17 protein-coding genes are annotated in these 18,049 nt (G+C 44.7%); 1 reads left to right on the forward strand and 16 read right to left on the reverse strand.

The genetic code is table 11. The annotated features are described in order from the left end of the window. Positions 1 to 33: 33 nt before the first annotated feature. Together glmS and glmU are read right to left on the reverse strand one after the other, a co-directional pair. Positions 34 to 1,866, reverse strand: coding sequence for a glutamine--fructose-6-phosphate transaminase (isomerizing) (gene glmS, locus HF888_RS00180; RefSeq protein WP_007019237.1), 1,833 nt, complete (start codon positions 1,864 to 1,866; stop codon positions 34 to 36). 79 nt (positions 1,867 to 1,945) lie between these two features. Further along, on the reverse strand, positions 1,946 to 3,319 hold the full coding sequence (gene glmU / locus HF888_RS00185; RefSeq protein ID WP_007019238.1) for a bifunctional UDP-N-acetylglucosamine diphosphorylase/glucosamine-1-phosphate N-acetyltransferase GlmU: 1,374 nt from the start codon (positions 3,317 to 3,319) through the stop codon (positions 1,946 to 1,948). A 192-nt stretch (positions 3,320 to 3,511) separates the two neighbouring features. On the opposite strand from glmU, the gene HF888_RS00190 reads away from it, so the two are divergent. Continuing rightward, entirely contained in the window at positions 3,512 to 4,246 is a 735-nt protein-coding gene (locus HF888_RS00190) for a TrmB family transcriptional regulator (RefSeq protein WP_007019239.1), read from the forward strand. A gap of 51 nt (positions 4,247 to 4,297) precedes the next feature. Here the strand turns inward: HF888_RS00190 and HF888_RS00195 are convergent, their stop codons facing one another. From HF888_RS00195 to rsmG, 14 genes are all read right to left on the reverse strand, one after another. Then, entirely contained in the window at positions 4,298 to 6,268 is a 1,971-nt protein-coding gene (locus tag HF888_RS00195; protein ID WP_007019240.1) for a DUF6242 domain-containing protein, read from the reverse strand. 203 nt (positions 6,269 to 6,471) lie between these two features. Then, positions 6,472 to 8,100, reverse strand: a complete 1,629-nt coding sequence (locus tag HF888_RS00200; RefSeq protein ID WP_007019241.1) for a phosphoethanolamine transferase — start codon at positions 8,098 to 8,100, stop codon at positions 6,472 to 6,474. 174 nt (positions 8,101 to 8,274) lie between these two features. Then, positions 8,275 to 8,703, reverse strand: a complete 429-nt coding sequence (locus tag HF888_RS00205; protein ID WP_007019242.1) for a F0F1 ATP synthase subunit epsilon — start codon at positions 8,701 to 8,703, stop codon at positions 8,275 to 8,277. 12 nt (positions 8,704 to 8,715) lie between these two features. Continuing rightward, complete coding sequence (gene atpD / locus HF888_RS00210) at positions 8,716 to 10,092, reverse strand: F0F1 ATP synthase subunit beta (protein ID WP_007019243.1); 1,377 nt, start codon at positions 10,090 to 10,092, stop codon at positions 8,716 to 8,718. A 34-nt stretch (positions 10,093 to 10,126) separates the two neighbouring features. Next, positions 10,127 to 10,987 carry a F0F1 ATP synthase subunit gamma gene (atpG, locus tag HF888_RS00215; protein ID WP_007019244.1) on the reverse strand — a complete coding sequence of 287 codons (861 nt, stop codon included), beginning with the start codon at positions 10,985 to 10,987 and terminating at the stop codon, positions 10,127 to 10,129. Positions 10,988 to 11,031: 44 nt separating this feature from the next. Beyond that, a complete protein-coding gene (gene atpA, locus HF888_RS00220; RefSeq protein ID WP_007019245.1) occupies positions 11,032 to 12,576 on the reverse strand; it encodes a F0F1 ATP synthase subunit alpha in 1,545 nt (514 codons plus the stop codon). 15 nt (positions 12,577 to 12,591) lie between these two features. Then, positions 12,592 to 13,128, reverse strand: a complete 537-nt coding sequence (locus tag HF888_RS00225) for a F0F1 ATP synthase subunit delta (RefSeq protein WP_007019246.1) — start codon at positions 13,126 to 13,128, stop codon at positions 12,592 to 12,594. 12 nt (positions 13,129 to 13,140) lie between these two features. Further along, entirely contained in the window at positions 13,141 to 13,611 is a 471-nt protein-coding gene (locus tag HF888_RS00230) for a F0F1 ATP synthase subunit B (RefSeq protein WP_007019247.1), read from the reverse strand. A gap of 53 nt (positions 13,612 to 13,664) precedes the next feature. Then, positions 13,665 to 13,892 (reverse strand): F0F1 ATP synthase subunit C, encoded by a 228-nt coding sequence (atpE, locus tag HF888_RS00235; RefSeq protein ID WP_007019248.1) that lies wholly within the window; start codon positions 13,890 to 13,892, stop codon positions 13,665 to 13,667. 202 nt (positions 13,893 to 14,094) lie between these two features. Further along, positions 14,095 to 15,009: a F0F1 ATP synthase subunit A gene (gene atpB, locus HF888_RS00240; protein ID WP_007019249.1), complete on the reverse strand. Its 915-nt coding sequence runs from the start codon at positions 15,007 to 15,009 to the stop codon at positions 14,095 to 14,097. Positions 15,010 to 15,032: 23 nt separating this feature from the next. Next, the gene (locus HF888_RS00245; protein WP_007019250.1) at positions 15,033 to 15,404 is read right to left on the reverse strand and encodes an ATP synthase subunit I; all 372 of its coding nucleotides are present in this window, start codon (positions 15,402 to 15,404) and stop codon (positions 15,033 to 15,035) included. Between the two features lie 234 nt (positions 15,405 to 15,638). Then, entirely contained in the window at positions 15,639 to 16,535 is an 897-nt protein-coding gene (locus HF888_RS00250; protein ID WP_007019251.1) for a ParB/RepB/Spo0J family partition protein, read from the reverse strand. 23 nt (positions 16,536 to 16,558) lie between these two features. Next, positions 16,559 to 17,332, reverse strand: a complete 774-nt coding sequence (locus HF888_RS00255; protein WP_007019252.1) for a ParA family protein — start codon at positions 17,330 to 17,332, stop codon at positions 16,559 to 16,561. Between the two features lie 61 nt (positions 17,333 to 17,393). Then, positions 17,394 to 18,011 (reverse strand): 16S rRNA (guanine(527)-N(7))-methyltransferase RsmG, encoded by a 618-nt coding sequence (gene rsmG, locus HF888_RS00260; RefSeq protein ID WP_007019253.1) that lies wholly within the window; start codon positions 18,009 to 18,011, stop codon positions 17,394 to 17,396. Between the last annotated feature and the right edge of the window lie 38 nt (positions 18,012 to 18,049).

Genomic DNA, 18,049 nt, shown 5'->3' on the forward strand with positions numbered 1-18,049 from the left:
TTTAACGCCGTATGGCCTAGCGCAATAGCCTCTCTACTCCACCGTAACCGATTTAGCTAAGTTCCGCGGCTGGTCAACGTCCGTCCCTTTTAACACTGCAACATGATAACTAAGCAGCTGAAGCGGAATGATGTATAAAATCGGTTCCATCAAATCACTGCACGACGGCATATTTAGCACGGTTAAGCCATCCGCATCTTTCACTTTGGATTTTTCATCGGCAAAGACAAATAACTCGCCGCCACGGGCACGGACTTCTTCTAAGTTGGATTTAAGCTTATCCAAAAGATCATTGTGCGGCGCCACAGTGACGATAGGCATATCTTTATCGACCAGTGCCAATGGGCCATGTTTCAATTCGCCAGCGGGATAAGCCTCGGCATGAATGTAAGAAATCTCTTTCAGCTTGAGCGAACCTTCCAAGGCAATTGGGAACATGGCGCCACGACCAAGGAATAAACTATTATGCTTTTCCGCAAATGCTTGCGACATTTTTTCAATCTTGTCATCAAGAGCGATGGCTTTCTCTACAAGTTCAGGCAATTTCACCAAGTCTTTTATAATTTCCTCTTCAACCTGATCCACCATGCCATGACGACGTCCAAGGGCTATAGTCAAAAGCATTAGTGCGGTTAGTTGAGAAGTAAAAGCTTTGGTGGAAGCTACGCCGATTTCTGGTCCTGCATTGGTCATAATCGCCAGATCCGATTCACGCACCAATGATGAACCGGGCACATTGCACACGGTTAAGCTAGCGGTAAAACCTAAGTCTTTGGCTTTGCGCAGTGCTGCGAGCGTATCCGCAGTTTCACCACTTTGTGAAATAGTAATGAACAAGCTATTAGGCAAGGCCACGGTTTTGCGGTAACGATACTCACTGGCGACTTCAACTTGGCAAGGAATACCGGCCAAGCTTTCAATCCAATATTTTGCCACCATACCTGCATGGTAAGAGGTACCACAGGCAATGATTTGAATAGCTTGAGTTTGATCTAAAACCTCTTTGGCTTTAACGCCAAAGGCTTGTTCAAGTAAGCGAGTTTCACTCACACGACCTTCTAAGCACTGACGAATCACGTCTGGTTGCTCATAGATTTCTTTCATCATGTAGTGACGGAACTCACCCTTATCGGCTGTACCTAGTTGATGATCAAAACGCGTGACATCATGCACCACTTCTTCATTGTGCTTATCCCATACGTGAATATGGTCCGCTGTTAATTCGGCTACATCACCTTCGTTCAAAAATATGAAACGGTCAGTCACTTGCAAAAGTGCCAGTTGGTCGGAAGCAATGAAATGCTCACCACTGCCCACACCTATAACCAGTGGCGAACCATGACGGGCCGCGACTAATTTGCCAGGATGATCGGCACTGATGACTCCAAGAGCATAGGCGCCGTCTAAGACCTGTACCGTTTCTTTCACCGCATCAGATAAGTTGGATGTTTTTTGCAGGTATTTATGTAACAGGTGAACAATGACTTCTGTATCCGTTTGGCTGGTGAAGCTATAGCCGTCCGCTTTAAGTTGTTCACGCAATTCATCATGGTTCTCAATGATACCATTGTGAACAATGGCTAAACGTTCACCCGACATATGAGGATGAGCATTCACCTCTGAAGGTTTGCCATGAGTAGCCCATCGAGTGTGGGCAATACCCGCTTTGCCATCAAATGGATGATCAGCTAGGCCTTGCTCCAGTTCTTTTACTTTACCCATACGACGACAGCGCTCGATCACACCGGCATCTGTCATGGCCGCAAGACCCGCACTGTCATAGCCACGGTACTCTAAGCGACGCAGGCCTTCTAATAAGATCTCGCTGACATTGCGCTGCGCAATACCACCAACAATTCCACACATAGTTTTTCCTTTAATCTTTTTCTGGCGCCGATTCTATTCCACGCTTTACAAATCTTTTTTGCTGTTCGTTATTTCTTACTTATTTCTTAGTAGGGCGCTGCCAATCGAGATTCTTTTGTCGGCCACGACCTACTGCTAACTTATCGTCTTCCACATCTTTGGTGATGGTAGACCCTGCACCTATGGTTGCGCCTTTGCCGATTGTTACTGGGGCGACTAGAGACGAGTTAGAGCCAATAAATGCGCCATCGCCAATCACAGTTTTAAACTTATTCACGCCGTCGTAGTTACAGGTGATGGTTCCGGCACCGATATTCGCACCTTGACCAATCTCAGCATCGCCAATGTAAGTTAGGTGATTCACTTTGGAACCCTCACCAATGATCGATTTTTTCACTTCACAAAAGTTGCCCACTTTGGCGCCATTTTCTAACTGAGCCCCTGGACGCAAACGAGCATAAGGGCCAATTTCACAACCTTCTTTAACGAGCGCATCTTCGATATGACTAAAGGCTTTCACATGCGTACCGGGTGCAATAACGGCATTGCGAATAACACAATGAGATTCAATATAGACGCCATCACCCAAAACTACTTCACCTTCGAGCACGACGTTCACATCAATCACCACATCACGTCCCACCGTCACGCCCTTAGTATGCCCAGGTCGAATGTCTAAACGTTGAGGATCTAACACAGTGACGCCATCTGTCATTAAGCCGTCCACTAGACGACCTTGATACCAGCGCTCTAATTCTGCTTGCTGTAGACGATTATTTACACCAAAGGTTTCTTCAGCAAATTCAGGCTGTAACGTTTCTACTGGCATGCCATCGTTTACTGACATTTCGATGATGTCGGTTAGGTAATATTCACCTTGAGCATTGTCATTACTTAGCTTTGGCAACCATTCGTGCAGCTTCGCCGTAGGCACGGCCAATATACCGGTATTGCATTCTTGAATAGCCTTTTGCTGCTCAGATGCATCTTTGTGCTCAACAATGGCTTGTACCGAGCCTTCCTCATTGCGAACAATGCGGCCATAGCCTGTTGGATCATCCATATTGACGGTAAGTAAACCCAATTGTTCCTTCGCCGCAATATCAATTAAGGCTTGTAATGTATTACTTTGAATAAGCGGCACATCGCCATATAAGATTAACGTGACGCCGGATTCAGCAAGATGTTCTAGCGCCATCATCACGGCGTGACCAGTACCATTTTGCTCTTTCTGCAAAGCCCAAGTGAGATCCGCTTCGTCGCCAAAATACGATTGCACTTGCTCAGCCCCATGGCCAACCACAACGTGAAGGGCTTCAGCGTTGACTTCACGGGCACTATCTAAAACATGAGCGAGCATGGGTTTGCCCGCAATAGGGTGCAAAACCTTGGGTAATTGAGATTTCATGCGCGACCCTTGTCCCGCGGCTAGTACAACAACTTCAATGCTCATGTCTTATTACATCCCGTTTTTATCGCCAGCGATTTTATCTTTGTTAAAGGCACGCTGTTCCATGGTATTTCAAGCTCGTTCGCAATCACTGACATTGTCAAAAGTTGGGGAACGATTTTGTGGAAAAGTTGCGTAGTCTATTAGTCCTGTTAGGATTTACAATCTAATATGTCACAAAAAAATTGACAACCAATGAACCTAGAAGCCCTGCGTCAGCTTGACCTCAGTGATCGAGAAATCGCCATATACCATGCACTTTTGACAATGGGGCCGAGCTCTATTCGTGATATCGCTGCCAAAACTGAGATTAACCGTGGCACGACGTATGAAACTCTCAAAGTCCTGGTCAGCAAAGGCTTAGTGAACTACCTACCCAAGGGCAAACGAAAAGTATTTCAAGCGAGCGACCCGGAACATCTGCTGGATATGGCAGAAGATAAGCGCCACGCCTTAGAAAGCACCTTGCTCGATCTGAAAAGCGAAATCATTCCAGAGTTAAAACAACTCAATCCCGGCCTTATTGGTGGCAACGTGCGCTTTTATGAAGGGGATGATGGCGTTGAGCATGTGCTGAGAGACATCTTAAATAGCGTTGGTCGCAAGACGGACAAAACCTATTCCGTTATTTCAACACAAGCTTTACGTAAGCACCTGTACCGCCCATTTCCCAACTTTACTAAGCAGCGCATCCAAAGGGGAATTAACGTGCGCGTAATTGCCATAGGCGAGGGCGGTGATGAAGTGGAGCTAGCCGAACGTAAATGGTTAAAAGGTAAGGGCGATGCATCCTACATCGCCATCTACCCGCCAAAGGTAGCCATGATCAGCCTTGCGGACAATAACTATCCAGTGGTCGTTGTGATTGATAGCGACGCTATCGCCAATACTCAGCAAATGATGTTTGATACCTTGTGGGGGGCTTTGTGATTGCTTCAGGCATCTAATAACCCACCTCATTTGAGGTGGATCATAATCCTATTATTGAAAACTGAATCTGACTGGTATCAATTGATATTGCCTTGTCCAAACATCTTGATAGCGTTTTGAGAAAGACCCGCCACCGATAAATAAGAAACCTGAATCGAATCTCTCAACCGCTTGATAATCAGGTCTCAATGGAAAAGCTACCGTCGTTTGCTCCCTCTTCCAACTACAACACGTCCAAACTTCGGACACATATTGATCAGGAAAAACCCATATGTTTGAATCTGTAGCCACAGCCTGAAATAAAGCAAGTGAAGGAAAATCGGGGTAAGTCGGATTAGTAACACTGCTCCATGAAGTTCCGTCGTAAGATTTCCAGATCTCGTGAGTATAGCTACCACCATAACCACCAATTAACCAAAGGTGAGAATCAAAACTCACCACCTGATGCCCGTACAGTGAATTAAAACCTCCAGCGTTATTGAGAAGCTGCCAAGTTTCGCCATCGGAAGAGGACCAAACGTCACGAGTACTATGATTTGAAGCATTTCTTCCGCCCACAAGTATTAGCGATCCATCATGCACAGTCACCTGATGATAATACCTTGCACCATATCCGCCATCTTCTGTCACTAAAATCCATTCTTCCCCATTTGAGGATTTCCAAACATCTGCAAGGCTTCCTGAAGAGCCCGCACTACCACCAATCAAATATAAGTCTCCTTCAAACTCAACCACCTGATGAAAGGCTCTTCCTCCAAAAGGAGCACTATCGGTTACCAACTCCCAGAAGTAACCATCAACTGATTTCCAAATCTCACTTGAATATACACCACTGCTGCCGTCGTCCCCGCCAATTAACCAGTACGCATTATTAAACGAAACTACTTGGTGACCATTCCTAGCCGAAAAGTGTCCATAATTGGCTTCTGAATCTATTACTGTCCGTTTGGTTAAATCACCCGATGAAGTTCTTAGCCATACATACCCTCGATCACTCTGGCTCATTGTAGAAATAGTTATTGGAGTCGAATCCAAAGAAATGATTTTATAATCGGCACAGCTTTCGATAGAAAGAGGATCACAGGCATCAGATGATGAATAAAGCAGTTCAAGTCCCGTCGTTAAATCATTAACTCTTAACCTTGCGGATGATGCATATAAATCTACCCCTATCAAGTCGTTTGGAATTACCAGTACAGATACTTCTTCTTGAGCTGACTTAAAGTCCTCCGATTCTTTAGTTTCAACCAATAAGCGAGCTACGCCAGAGTCCTTGGCAAGAACTCGGTCTCCTTCTGATATGGACAACAAATCAGTAGTAAGTACAGAGATATCCACCCCAACATTGTTGTGTGTATTAGCAGAAACAATTTGTATGTCACCAACGATCATCGGCTTCAATTCATCGACTTTCAAGAAGCCGTCTCCTTTTTCGACTTCAAATGTAAACTCTTTAAATATTGACGGGTAAAATAACGTTTCAGATATTTGTACTTCAAAAGATATTTTGCCCGCACCCAGTATTTTGAAGACGCCTCCCTCTATCTCTAGCAAAGAAGGACTTAACGAAGTAAATGATAATGCACCCTCAGAATTACTCTCAATTACTCCTGATAATGACAAACCCGGTTCAAACTTCACATTAGTAAGAACAGCTGTTTTAGTAAGAACCGTGTTACCCATGACAATTACCGGTACTTCTTTTGTAACCTTTGAATACGTTTCTGTTGCTTCTACTTCAACAATTACGCTCGTTGAACCTACACCGGTGAACTCGATCAATCCCGCTTTATCAACCTCAACAATATTTTCATCCAGCGAACTATACGAAATTATTGCATCAGAATTTGTCGTAGCCTCTAATTGTAAAGACGAATCATTGATAGTGGCTTTTATTTCGGTAGTATTAATGTCTAAAGTTGGAAGTGATCTACCTTCACTATTTGGACCCTCACTATTCGCTCCTCCACCACACGCCACTAACGATAAGATCAAAGCGGCTACAGCTGTAAATTTAAACATCCTTTTTCCTTGATTTTATTACTGCAATTTATTTCGGCGCGAATAGTACTAAATTACCACTAAAGGTTCTAAGACTAATTGCATTCTGATTAGGCTACATATTCAAAAGCCAAGAACGCGAATACAAAAAAGCCGCCTTGGTTAGGAACCAAGGCGGCACATATCCTTACAACTCTCTTCAATTCTAGTTGTTCACAAACACGTCATTCAGGATACAAAATTCCATTTGATAATGCGCCACATGTTTCTTTACGCATAGCCTCTAAGTCGTACGACATATATCCGGCTTCCCCAAAAACGTCTGTTCCATTCAAATAGTAGACGGTCTCCTTTTCATTTGGGTTATTAATTTGATATCCCAACAATTGAGCAATTTGATGACTAATTTGATAATGGTTTGACAAGCAACCCAATTCACTTTTTAGCCGCTCTGTTTCTTTCGTTGGAATGTTTATCCCATAAAAAAGGAAGGGTACACGAGCCATATCGATGTCAACTGAGTTATGGCCATATCGACCACCTTGTCCAAGTAACTCGCCATGATCCGGTATAAAAAATATGTATGTGGGCCTATGTGTAGTCTCAAAATATTTATATATGTTAGCAATTACTTTTTGAGTATAAATCACTGAATTATCGTAGCTATTCAACTGATAGTCAGCGAAGCTTTTGCCATCTGTAGGATATACCTCTTCCGACTTTGGATAGTTATCAACATAAGGAACATGAGTGCTGCGCATATGCAAAGTTATGAATTGTGGTTGCTCATAGTTCAGATTCATGGACTTCAGCTCAAGCAGTAGGCGATTATCATACTCGCCTTCATATCCTGATAAATGCTTGTTTTCTTTCCAAGTATCTATGTCAGACAAGGAAAATGAGTAGGTCAGTCCTCCAGCATTCTTTTGCGTCGTAATGTAATGAGTGTTGAACCCTTTCTTCTTCGCTAGTCTAAACAATGAGCCTTCCATTGAGCTAATTTGTGCAGTGTTATTTGGCTCATAAATTCCATTAAAGAATAAGGTTAGCGATACTCGAGTCGACACCGCGCTAGAAATTGCAGGTATAAAGAAAAAATTAGGGTTGCTCTTATAGGGTTCTAGGTTAGGCGTCGTATTCCTCTCGTAGCCAAACAACCCCATGTTGTAATAGCTTAAGCTCTCACCCATTAAAACTACAATATTTGCGTCAACGGGTTCATTCTCTATTAACTCATAAGGCGCGTAATCAGGCATTTCTTTTCTCATTCCAAGCGCTACTTTTATTTGACGCGCCACAAAAAACGAAACACTGTACAACCCGTTTTTGATGCCGGTATGGGCGATGTTCGGCTGATACTTTTGCGATGCCTCTGAACGCAGCGACTGAAAAAACGGAAGCGTCAAAAGAAGTATTAGAAAGAAATGTAAGAAAGGCACTTTGATTGATCGGGCTTCATACTGAATGTATGACAATACCGCTATGGCGTAGAAAACCAAACTCAGAATAAATAACGGCAAAATGTGCGTGAATATATCTGCAAATCCAACGATTGTATCTTGGATTTCGCTGGTCATTAGCACCATATCAAATGCGCTATAAAAACCACCAAAGTACTGGAAATACATCAGTTGGGTGGCCTGCATAAGAGCTAAAATGGTTAGCACAATCAAACTTAGCTTTTTCGCTGGACTCAGAGCAATTAAAACCATCAATAAAAGAGTAATCGCATTACTCTTCAAGTCATAACCAGCTTGATAGTTCTCATTTAAAAACCCAAATAAAAGATCAGGACCAATAGCGAAAGCAGACAAAGAAAGAATTAATAGCAATGTAGGTTTTAATTTGCGCATGATTTGACCTTATTTCTCGAGCGCAAATTGTATATGTTTTCTGATCTTTTTCACATTATTGTAATCTCACTATGATAAGCGATAGCGAGTTATGACATTCAGAATTGAAACAAAAAAGCCGCCTTGGTTAGGAACCAAGGCGGCTTTTTTAATTGATAAGAGCTAATTAAAAAATTAACGCTTACCCATTTTTTGGCGAATTTGCTGGATCGTACGGATCTGTGCAGCAGCTTCAGCCAATTGCGAAGCAGCGCGAGAGTAATCAAAGTCACCAGACTGATTCTCAAGTGCTTGCTCAGCATGTTTTTTCGCTTCAAGCGCAGCAGCTTCATCTAGGTTGCTAGCACGGGCAGCAGTATCGGCAAGTACCGTTACGCCATCTGGCTGAACTTCTAAAAAGCCACTCGATACATAGAAGATTTCTTCTTCACCGTTCTGCTTGATCACACGAACGGGGCCAGGGCGAAGTTTGGTCAGCAATGGCGTGTGGCCATGCATGATACCAAGATCACCCTGTACACCTGCCGCGATGAGCATTTCAACACGGCCGGAGAAGATAGCCTCTTCAGCGCTAACGATGTCACAATGAACCGTCATAGCCATAGCTCTCTCCTATTAAAGGTTTTTCGCCTTCTCGATGGCTTCGTCCATGGTACCAACCATGTAGAAAGCTTGCTCAGGAAGATCATCGAACTCACCTTCTAAGATACCTTTGAAGCCACGAATGGTTTCTTTCAAAGATACGTACTTACCAGGTGCGCCTGTGAATACTTCTGCAACGAAGAACGGCTGAGACAAGAAACGCTCGATCTTACGAGCACGAGCTACAGTTAGCTTGTCTTCTTCAGATAGTTCGTCCATACCTAAGATGGCGATGATGTCTTTCAGCTCTTTGAAGCGCTGAAGTACAGTCTGTACGCCACGAGCGATGTCGTAGTGCTCTTGACCAATTACTAGTGGGTCAAGCTGACGAGACGTTGAATCCAATGGATCGATCGCTGGGTAGATACCTTTAGAAGCGATGTCACGGCTCAATACAACGGTTGCGTCCAAGTGGGCGAACGTTGTAGCAGGAGACGGGTCAGTCAAGTCATCCGCAGGTACGTATACCGCTTGTACAGATGTGATCGAACCTTTCTTAGTTGACGTGATACGCTCCTGAAGTACACCCATCTCTTCTGCTAGAGTAGGCTGATAACCTACCGCAGATGGCATACGACCTAGCAGTGCTGATACCTCAGTACCCGCTAGTGTGTAACGATAGATGTTGTCGACGAACAATAGTACGTCACGACCTTCGTCACGGAATTTTTCAGCCATGGTCAAGCCAGTTAGTGCAACACGTAGACGGTTACCTGGTGGCTCATTCATCTGACCGTAAACCAGAGATACTTTGTCCAATACGTTAGACTCAGACATCTCGTGGTAGAAGTCGTTACCTTCACGAGTACGCTCACCAACACCGGCGAATACAGAGTAACCACTGTGCTCGATTGCGATGTTACGGATAAGCTCCATCATGTTTACGGTTTTACCAACACCCGCACCACCGAATAGACCAACTTTACCACCCTTAGCGAATGGGCAAACAAGGTCGATTACTTTTACGCCGGTTTCTAGTAGCTCTTGGCCACCAGCTTGTTCGTCGTAAGATGGGGCTTTACGGTGAATAGAGGCACGCTCTTGTTCGCCGATTGGGCCTTTTTCGTCGATTGGGTCACCCAACACGTCCATGATACGACCTAGGGTTTCTTTACCCACTGGTACTTGGATCGGTTGATTGGTGTTTTCTGCTACTAGGCCGCGCTTAAGACCTTCAGTAGAACCCATAGCGATGGTACGAACCATACCGTCGCCTAATTGTTGTTGAACTTCTAGCGTAATCTTTCCGCCTTCAACTTTAAGCGCGTCATATACTTTTGGTACAGAATCACGTGGGAATTCCACGTCGATTACAGCACCGATGATCTGAACGATCTTTCCGCTACTCATTGTTAAATCCTCTTAAAAACCTATATCCGCAAGCCTATACCGCTGCTGCGCCGCCCACGATCTCAGAGATCTCTTGGGTGATAGCTGCCTGACGAGCTTTGTTGTATAACAAGTTAAGCTCTTTAATGATGTCACCAGCATTATCAGTGGCGTTTTTCATGGCCAACATACGCGCTGCCATTTCACAAGCGGTGTTTTCAACAACTGCTTGATACACCTGTGATTCAATATAACGATCCAACATTTCGTTGAGGAGTGCCTCAGCGTCTGGCTCGTAAATATAGTCCCACTGACCTTTCATGCCTTGATCATCATCAGCTGCAAGCGGTAGAAGTTGTCTAACTACTGGCTTCTGCGTCATGGTGTTCACAAACTCGTTACCAGCAAGGTACAAGCGATCGATATCACCATTGTTGAACGAATCCAGCATGACTTTAACGCTACCGATTAACTCGTGCGCTTCAGGTGCATCGCCTAAGTGAGTTTTTGCCGCTATTACATTGCCACCGAAGCTCTTAAAGAAAGACACGCCTTTTTGGCCAATGGCACAAATATCGATCTCCACATTTTTATTGTGAAGCTCTTGCATGTCTTTAACTAAGCTACGTAGCAAGTTAGTGTTCAAACCACCACAAAGACCACGATCTGAAGTAACCACGATATAACCAACGCGTTTTACTTCACGCTCTTGCAGATAGGCGTGGCGGTATTCACTGTTTGCGTGGGCCATGTGGCCAACAACCGCGCGGATCTTGTCTGCGTATGGACGACTGGTTTGCATACGATCTTGCGCTTTACGCATTTTCGATGCTGCTACCATTTCCATCGCAGAAGTGATCTTTTGCGTATTGTTAATACTGCCGATTTTCTGCTTTATCTCTTTTCCGACTGCCATAATGACTGCCCTTTATCTCAGTCAACCTGAGCGACTTTCGTCGCTTACCAGGTTTGAGTCGCTTTAAATTTCTCTAGCAAGTCCTTAAGACCGTTCTTCTCATCGTCGCCAAACTTGCCAGCGCCGTTGATTAGATCAACAAGGTCTTTGAACTCAGCCTTCGCGTAAGAAAGTAGAGCAGCTTCGAAGTCTGCAATCTTTTCTACTGCAACGTCTTTCAGATAGCCTTCGTTTGCTGCGAATAGCATGATCGCCATTTCAGCCACAGACATAGGCGCGTACTGTTTCTGCTTCATTAGTTCAGTAACAGTTTTACCGTGCTCAAGCTGTTCACGAGTTGCATCATCAAGATCAGAAGCGAACTGAGCGAAAGCCGCCAATTCACGATACTGAGCCAATGCCAGACGGATACCACCACCTAGTTTAGAGATGATCTTAGTTTGTGCAGCACCACCAACACGTGATACCGAGATACCTGCGTTCATTGCAGGACGGATACCAGAGTTAAATAGGTTAGTTTCTAAGAAGATCTGACCATCGGTAATGGAGATTACGTTAGTTGGTACAAACGCAGATACGTCACCACCTTGGGTTTCGATAATCGGTAGAGCAGTCAAAGAACCAGTCTTACCTTTTACTTCACCGTTAGTGAACTGTTCAACGTATTCGGCGTTTACTCGCGCTGCACGCTCTAGAAGACGTGAGTGCAAGTAGAAAACATCACCTGGGTATGCTTCACGACCAGGAGGACGCTTCAATAGCAATGAAATCTGACGATATGCCCAAGCTTGCTTAGTCAAATCATCATAAATGATTAGGGCATCTTCACCGCGGTCGCGGAAGTATTCACCCATTGCACAACCTGCATAAGCAGATAGATACTGCATAGAAGCAGGATCAGAAGCAGAAGCGGCTACGATGATGGTGTTATCCATTGCACCGTGCTCTTCTAGCTTACGTACTACGTTTGCAATAGAAGATTGCTTCTGACCGATGGCAACGTATACACACTTAATGCCAGAATTTTTTTGGTTGATGATGGCGTCTACCGCTAGAGCTGTTTTACCAGTCTGACGGTCACCGATGATCAACTCACGCTGACCACGACCGATAGGTACCATTGCGTCAACCGCTTTGTAACCGGTTTGTACTGGCTGGTCTACGCCTTGACGAGCGATTACCCCAGGAGCGATTCGCTCGATAGGAGTAGTTTGTTTCGCTTCGATTGGGCCTTTACCATCGATTGGGTTACCAAGAGCATCAACAACACGGCCAAGTAGTTCAGGACCTGTTGGTACTTCAAGGATACGACCTGTACAACGAGCTTTTTGGCCTTCAGCCAAGCCCAAATAGTCGCCCAATACGATTGCGCCTACGGAATCTTGCTCTAGGTTAAGAGCCATACCGTATACGCTGCCATCAAATTCAATCATCTCACCGTACATTACGTCGGCAAGACCGTGAATGCGCACGATACCGTCTGATACAGATACGATTGTACCTTCGGTACGTGCTTCAGAAGCTACATCAAGTTTCTCGATGCGCTTCTTAATCACTTCGCTTATCTCGCTAGGATTTAGTTGCTGCATGTTTATCCCTCAAACTCAGGAGTTCATCGCTTCGGCTAACTTAGCCAACTTGCCACGTACAGTACCGTCAATCACCATGTCACCCGCTCGGATGATGGCACCACCTACCAAAGAACTATCTACAGTAGTGGTTACGCGTACGTCTTTATCAAGTTTGGCCTTGAGAGCTTGAGTCAATTTTTGCTTGGTTGCGTCGGTTACGTCGAAAGCGGATGTAATTTCTACATCTACTACTCTTTCTTGTTCCGCCTTCAAGTGCTCAAATTGCTCAAGGATGTGTGGTAATAGCGCTAGGCGCTTATTCTCGGCTAAAACGTTGACAAGGTTTTGACCCGCCTCGTTTAGCTTTTCCCCACAAACATCGATCAATGTTTGAGCCTGCTGTTCGCCAGACAACCCTGGATGGCTTAATACTGCTTCCATGTCTTGGTTGTTGGCTACTTCGCTGGCTACTGCAAGCATGTCTGACCATGCTTGCAAGTCACCAGCTTCAACAGCTGCTTGGAAGGCTGCTTTCGCGTATGGACGTGCCAATGTTGAAAGTTCAGCCATGGTAAACCTCGCTTATAGCTCTTCTGCCAATTTGTCTAGAAGCGCATTGTGCTTCTCGACATCAATTGAGGTTTCCAGGATTTTAGAAGCACCGGCTACAGCTAACTCAGATACCTGAGAGCGTAGTGTTTCTTTCGCGCGGTTAACTTCTTGATCAATTTCTGCTTGAGCAGCAGCTTTAAGGCGCTCACCTTCTTGATGTGCCGCATCTTTGGCTTCATCAATGATTTGGTTAGCGCGCTTATTGGCTTGCTCAATGATCTGCGCAGCTTGCTCTTTCGCTTCACGCAACTGACTACCAGCTTTTTCTTGAGCCAGTTTTAGGTCACGATCAGCGCGATTTGCTGCGTCCAGACCGTCCGCAATCTTCTTCGCACGCTCTTGCATGGCGTTCATTAGCGGTGGCCAAACGAACTTCCAGCAAAAGGCAACGAAGAAAGCGAAGGCGATGATCTGGCCGATCAATGTCAAATTAATATTCACGCCTTAGTCCTCTATTTCGTTAGTTGATTTGCGTCTAAAGATCAAAAGATCGATTAAGCAGCAACAACGAAGATAAGGTACATAGCGATACCTACACCGATCATTGGAACCGCATCCAATAGACCAGCCATTAGGAAAGTTTTAGTTTGAAGCTGTGGACCTAGCTCAGGTTGACGAGCTGTAGATTCTAGTAGCTTGCCACCTAGAAGGGCGAAACCGATACCAGTACCTAGGGCACCTAAACCAATCATAAGAGAGGCTGCGATATATACCATTTCCATAGTTTTCTCCAGTTTTTTTAAAGTAAGTTAAGTTGATGAATTAACGGTTAAGTTAAACTTTTAAAAAATCTATCAAATAATTAGAGCTTGTTGTATGAAGCGAGAACAAAGCAAAAACTTGCGAGAGACCAGAGTTTGGTAGACCCAAATGAGGATCTCGAGCAATTTTTTAACGCAGTTATCGCAAATACAACCGCTATAATTAGTGATCCTCGTGAGCCATGCTCATATATACAATGGTCAACATCATAAAGATGAAGGCCTGCAGGGTGATAACCAAAATATGGAACACCGCCCAACCCCATTGCAATACACCACCAAATAGACCCATGGCCCAGCCTGCGGAGAACATGATGGCGATCAAGATGAAGATCATCTCACCAGCATACATGTTACCGAACAAACGCAGTGCCAAAGAGATTGGCTTAGCGATTAGGGCAAGCACTTCAAGAATGAAGTTCACAGGAATAAACAATGCTTGAACAAACATGTTTTTAGCGTTGAATGGGTGCAAAGTCAGCTCTGCCATAAAGCCACCGAAGCCTTTTACTTTTATGCCAAAGAAGATCATTAGGCCAAATACAAATAAGGCTAGACCGGCAGTAATGTTAGGGTCGGTAGATGGAACGATTTTCATGAATGCATGATGAGGATCATGACCAGCCGCGGCCCAACCAAGCTCGAACAGTTTAGGCACGACATCAACTGGGATTAAGTCCATCAAGTTCATCATGAACACCCAAGTAAAGATCGTTAAGGAAAGTGGCGCAATCATAGAGTTGCGTCCGTGGAAAGTCTCTTTAACAGTGGTATCAACAAATTCAACCAAAGACTCAACAAAGTTTTGGAAACCTGTTGGAACACCTGCGTGGGCTTTGCGAGCCGCACGGTAGAATAGGAACATTAGCAATGCACCTAGACCGATTGACCAAATCATAGAGTCTACGTGAACCGCCCAGAAACCCATATCGGTTGCTTCACGTGCGCTTTGCGCGAGGGTCCATGTGGAGTCCGTTAAAATTGTACCATCATCACGCTCGTAACCCTGTGGCAGTTCGCCGTAGGTTAGGTTGGTGAGGTGGTGTTTTATATAATCGGTAGAGGTCGTACCAGCCATATATCACTCTCAGTCCAAAAGGTTCATAAATTTGCAATTTTGGCGTTGAAAAGATTGCTTGCTTGTATCAACAAAAAACCTGCGAACAACGCCGTAATATTCAGTGGATGTAACAGCTTAAAAACCAATGCAAAACCCAGTGCTGTTAACACCATTTTCCAAGCACCACCTTTGTATAGGTTATTCAGTACTTGCGATATCTGTTGAGCCCCCGAATAACGAAATGCCAAAAAGATAAAATAGGCATTGGGAACAAGGCTTATCAGGCCGCCTGCTAAAGCCGATATCCCGGCTTCTTTACTATGCAATAGACACAAAAACGCAAAGACGAATGTCAAAGCCAATTGCAACAAAGGAATGCGATGCACAGGTGGTCGTTGAATACTGCTCGACATTTGACTCCCACCGATTGCGTGTAACCCTTTGATTTGTGTGTGATTAAACACTCACTCTAGGCATAAATAAGCGCGCGGAATTATATTGGCTATACCGCGCCGCATCAACAGCCTGTTCCATTTATTTTGGCATTGTTCGCCATAGGGGGACGCTGCTGGTCAAATTTAAACCAGCAGGCAGTGTAGAGGGACACTGTTTAATGAACAAGGTACGAGAAACGCCAATTTCACTGGCTATTTGATGTGATTTAAAATTCCATCTAGTTCATCCAAACTAGAATAACTGATGACCAACTGGCCTTTGCCTTTTTGGTTGTGTTTTAACTCGACCTTGGCGCCAAGGCGTTCACCCAGTTTACTTTCGAGACGATCAATATCTGGATTTTTGGGCTCTTCTTTTTTGGTCTTTTTAGGCTCATGCCATTTACTCACTAACGCTTCGGTTTGACGCACCGTTAACGCTTTTGAAACCACTTGGCGTGCTGCCTCTGATTGATTCTCCCCTTGCAAACCTAACAAGGCACGGGCATGACCCATATCGATGTCGCCATGCTCAAGCAACGTGCGCACATCTTCATTGAGATTCATTAAGCGCAATAAGTTAGTAACGGTTACACGACTTTTACCAACTGCGTCTGCTACTTGCTGCTGAGTTAATGCGAATTCTTCTTGCAGGCGATGCAAGGCACGAGCTTCTTCCATGGGATTGAGGTTTTCACGCTGGATATTCTCAATCAATGCCATGGCGATGGCCGCTTCATCCGGCACATCTTTAATGATTACCGGTACTTCGTGTAACTCTGCGATTTGAGCTGCTCGCCAACGACGTTCACCAGCAATAATTTCATATCGAGTATCAGCAGATGTAGAAGAAATAGGGCGCACCACAATGGGCTGCATAATACCTTGAGCACGGATAGATGCCGCCAATTCTTCCAGCGCCTCTGGGTGCATATCTTTGCGCGGCTGATAGCGACCAGGCTGAAGGTACTCAATAGGAAGCTGCTTAAGGGTTTCCCGGACTTGGGGCGTATCACTTTCTTGAGGAGCATCTGTTTGTTGAGATTTAGAGCTTGCTGCGCCAGCTAATAGGGCGTCCAAGCCAGTACCCAGTCCGCGTTTCTTTGCCATGTATTTTTGCCGTTATGATGTTTTTATGCTGAGATGCTTTGACACTTGCGATTTACTTCTCCCGCCAACGCCAGATAGGCCACGGCGCCGCGAGAGCTCTTATCATAACACAGTACCGGCATTCCATAACTAGGGGCCTCAGCCAGACGAATATTACGTGGAATCACTGTGCCATAGACCTGATCACCAAAGTGATTAATCAATTGTGCAGAGACGTCTGTGGTCAAACTGGTGCGCGGATCATACATGGTGCGCAACAAACCATCGATACGTAGTTCAGGATTAATTTGCTGAATACGCTCAATGGTATTCATTAATGCGGTTAAACCTTCCAATGCATAATATTCGCACTGCATCGGAATAATAATACCATGGGCGGCAACGAAGGCATTGACGGTAAGCATGTTCAAAGAGGGTGGGCAATCAATCACAATGTAATCGTAATCATCCACGAGCGGATCAAGGGCGTTACGCAAGCGGCTTTCTTTACCGTCCATATCAATTAACTGAACCTCTGCAGCGGTAAGATCACCATTTGCTGGCAATATATCGTAACCAGCAGGATCAGTTTTTACGATTGCGTCACGAGCAGGCATATCATCTACAAGCACATCATAGATTGACGACTCTAGCTCATGTTTATTGACGCCACTTCCCATGGTCGCGTTGCCTTGAGGGTCTAAATCGATCACCAAAACTTTGCGCTTAGTGGCAACTAAAGATGCAGACAGATTAACCGTCGTTGTGGTTTTACCCACACCGCCTTTTTGGTTTGCTATTGCTATGATTCGACCCACAAGAGATACCTATAGTTCTGACAGACGCGACAAAATTCAACAGCGTCAAAAGCGCTTTGGCCTAGTTCTTCTTAATTTTAACCAAATGCCGCTCCCCTTCTTCTCCAGGAACGTGCAGAACAAAGCAGTCTACCACACTTACTCGATCATCCAATTGCTGGATTTCATCTTCTGGGTAAACCCCCTTCATGGCAAAGAAGTAACCACCGGATTTCAACAGATGGATACTGCCATTCACCATATCCTCTAACGTGGCAAATGCACGACTGGTGATAGCATCAAACAAGGGCGCTTCGTATTTCTCAATGCGGCTTTGTACAGGTGTAATATTAGAAAGTTTTAATTCTATTTTGCTTTGCGTTAAAAATCGTGTTTTCTTGCCGTTACTATCAAGCAAGGTAATGTCTTTCTCTGGATGACAAATGGCTAATGGAATGCCAGGTAAACCTGGCCCTGTGCCCACATCTAAAATACGTTCGCCTTCCACATGCGGCAAAATACTCAAGCTATCCAACAGATGACGACCAATCATATCCTGAGGGTCACGCACGGCGGTTAGGTTGTAGGCCTTATTCCATTTAGCAAGCAAACCATGATAGGCAAGCAACAGCTCTATCTTGTCGTCACTTAATTCAATTTGAAGTTTCTTCAAACCGGTTTTCAGCAATGCTTGATACATGGGTAACCTTAAGGAGTATGTAGAAATAAGTCGCGCCT

Source organism: Bermanella marisrubri, assembly GCF_012295615.1.
GTDB lineage: Bacteria > Pseudomonadota > Gammaproteobacteria > Pseudomonadales > Oceanobacteraceae > Bermanella > Bermanella marisrubri.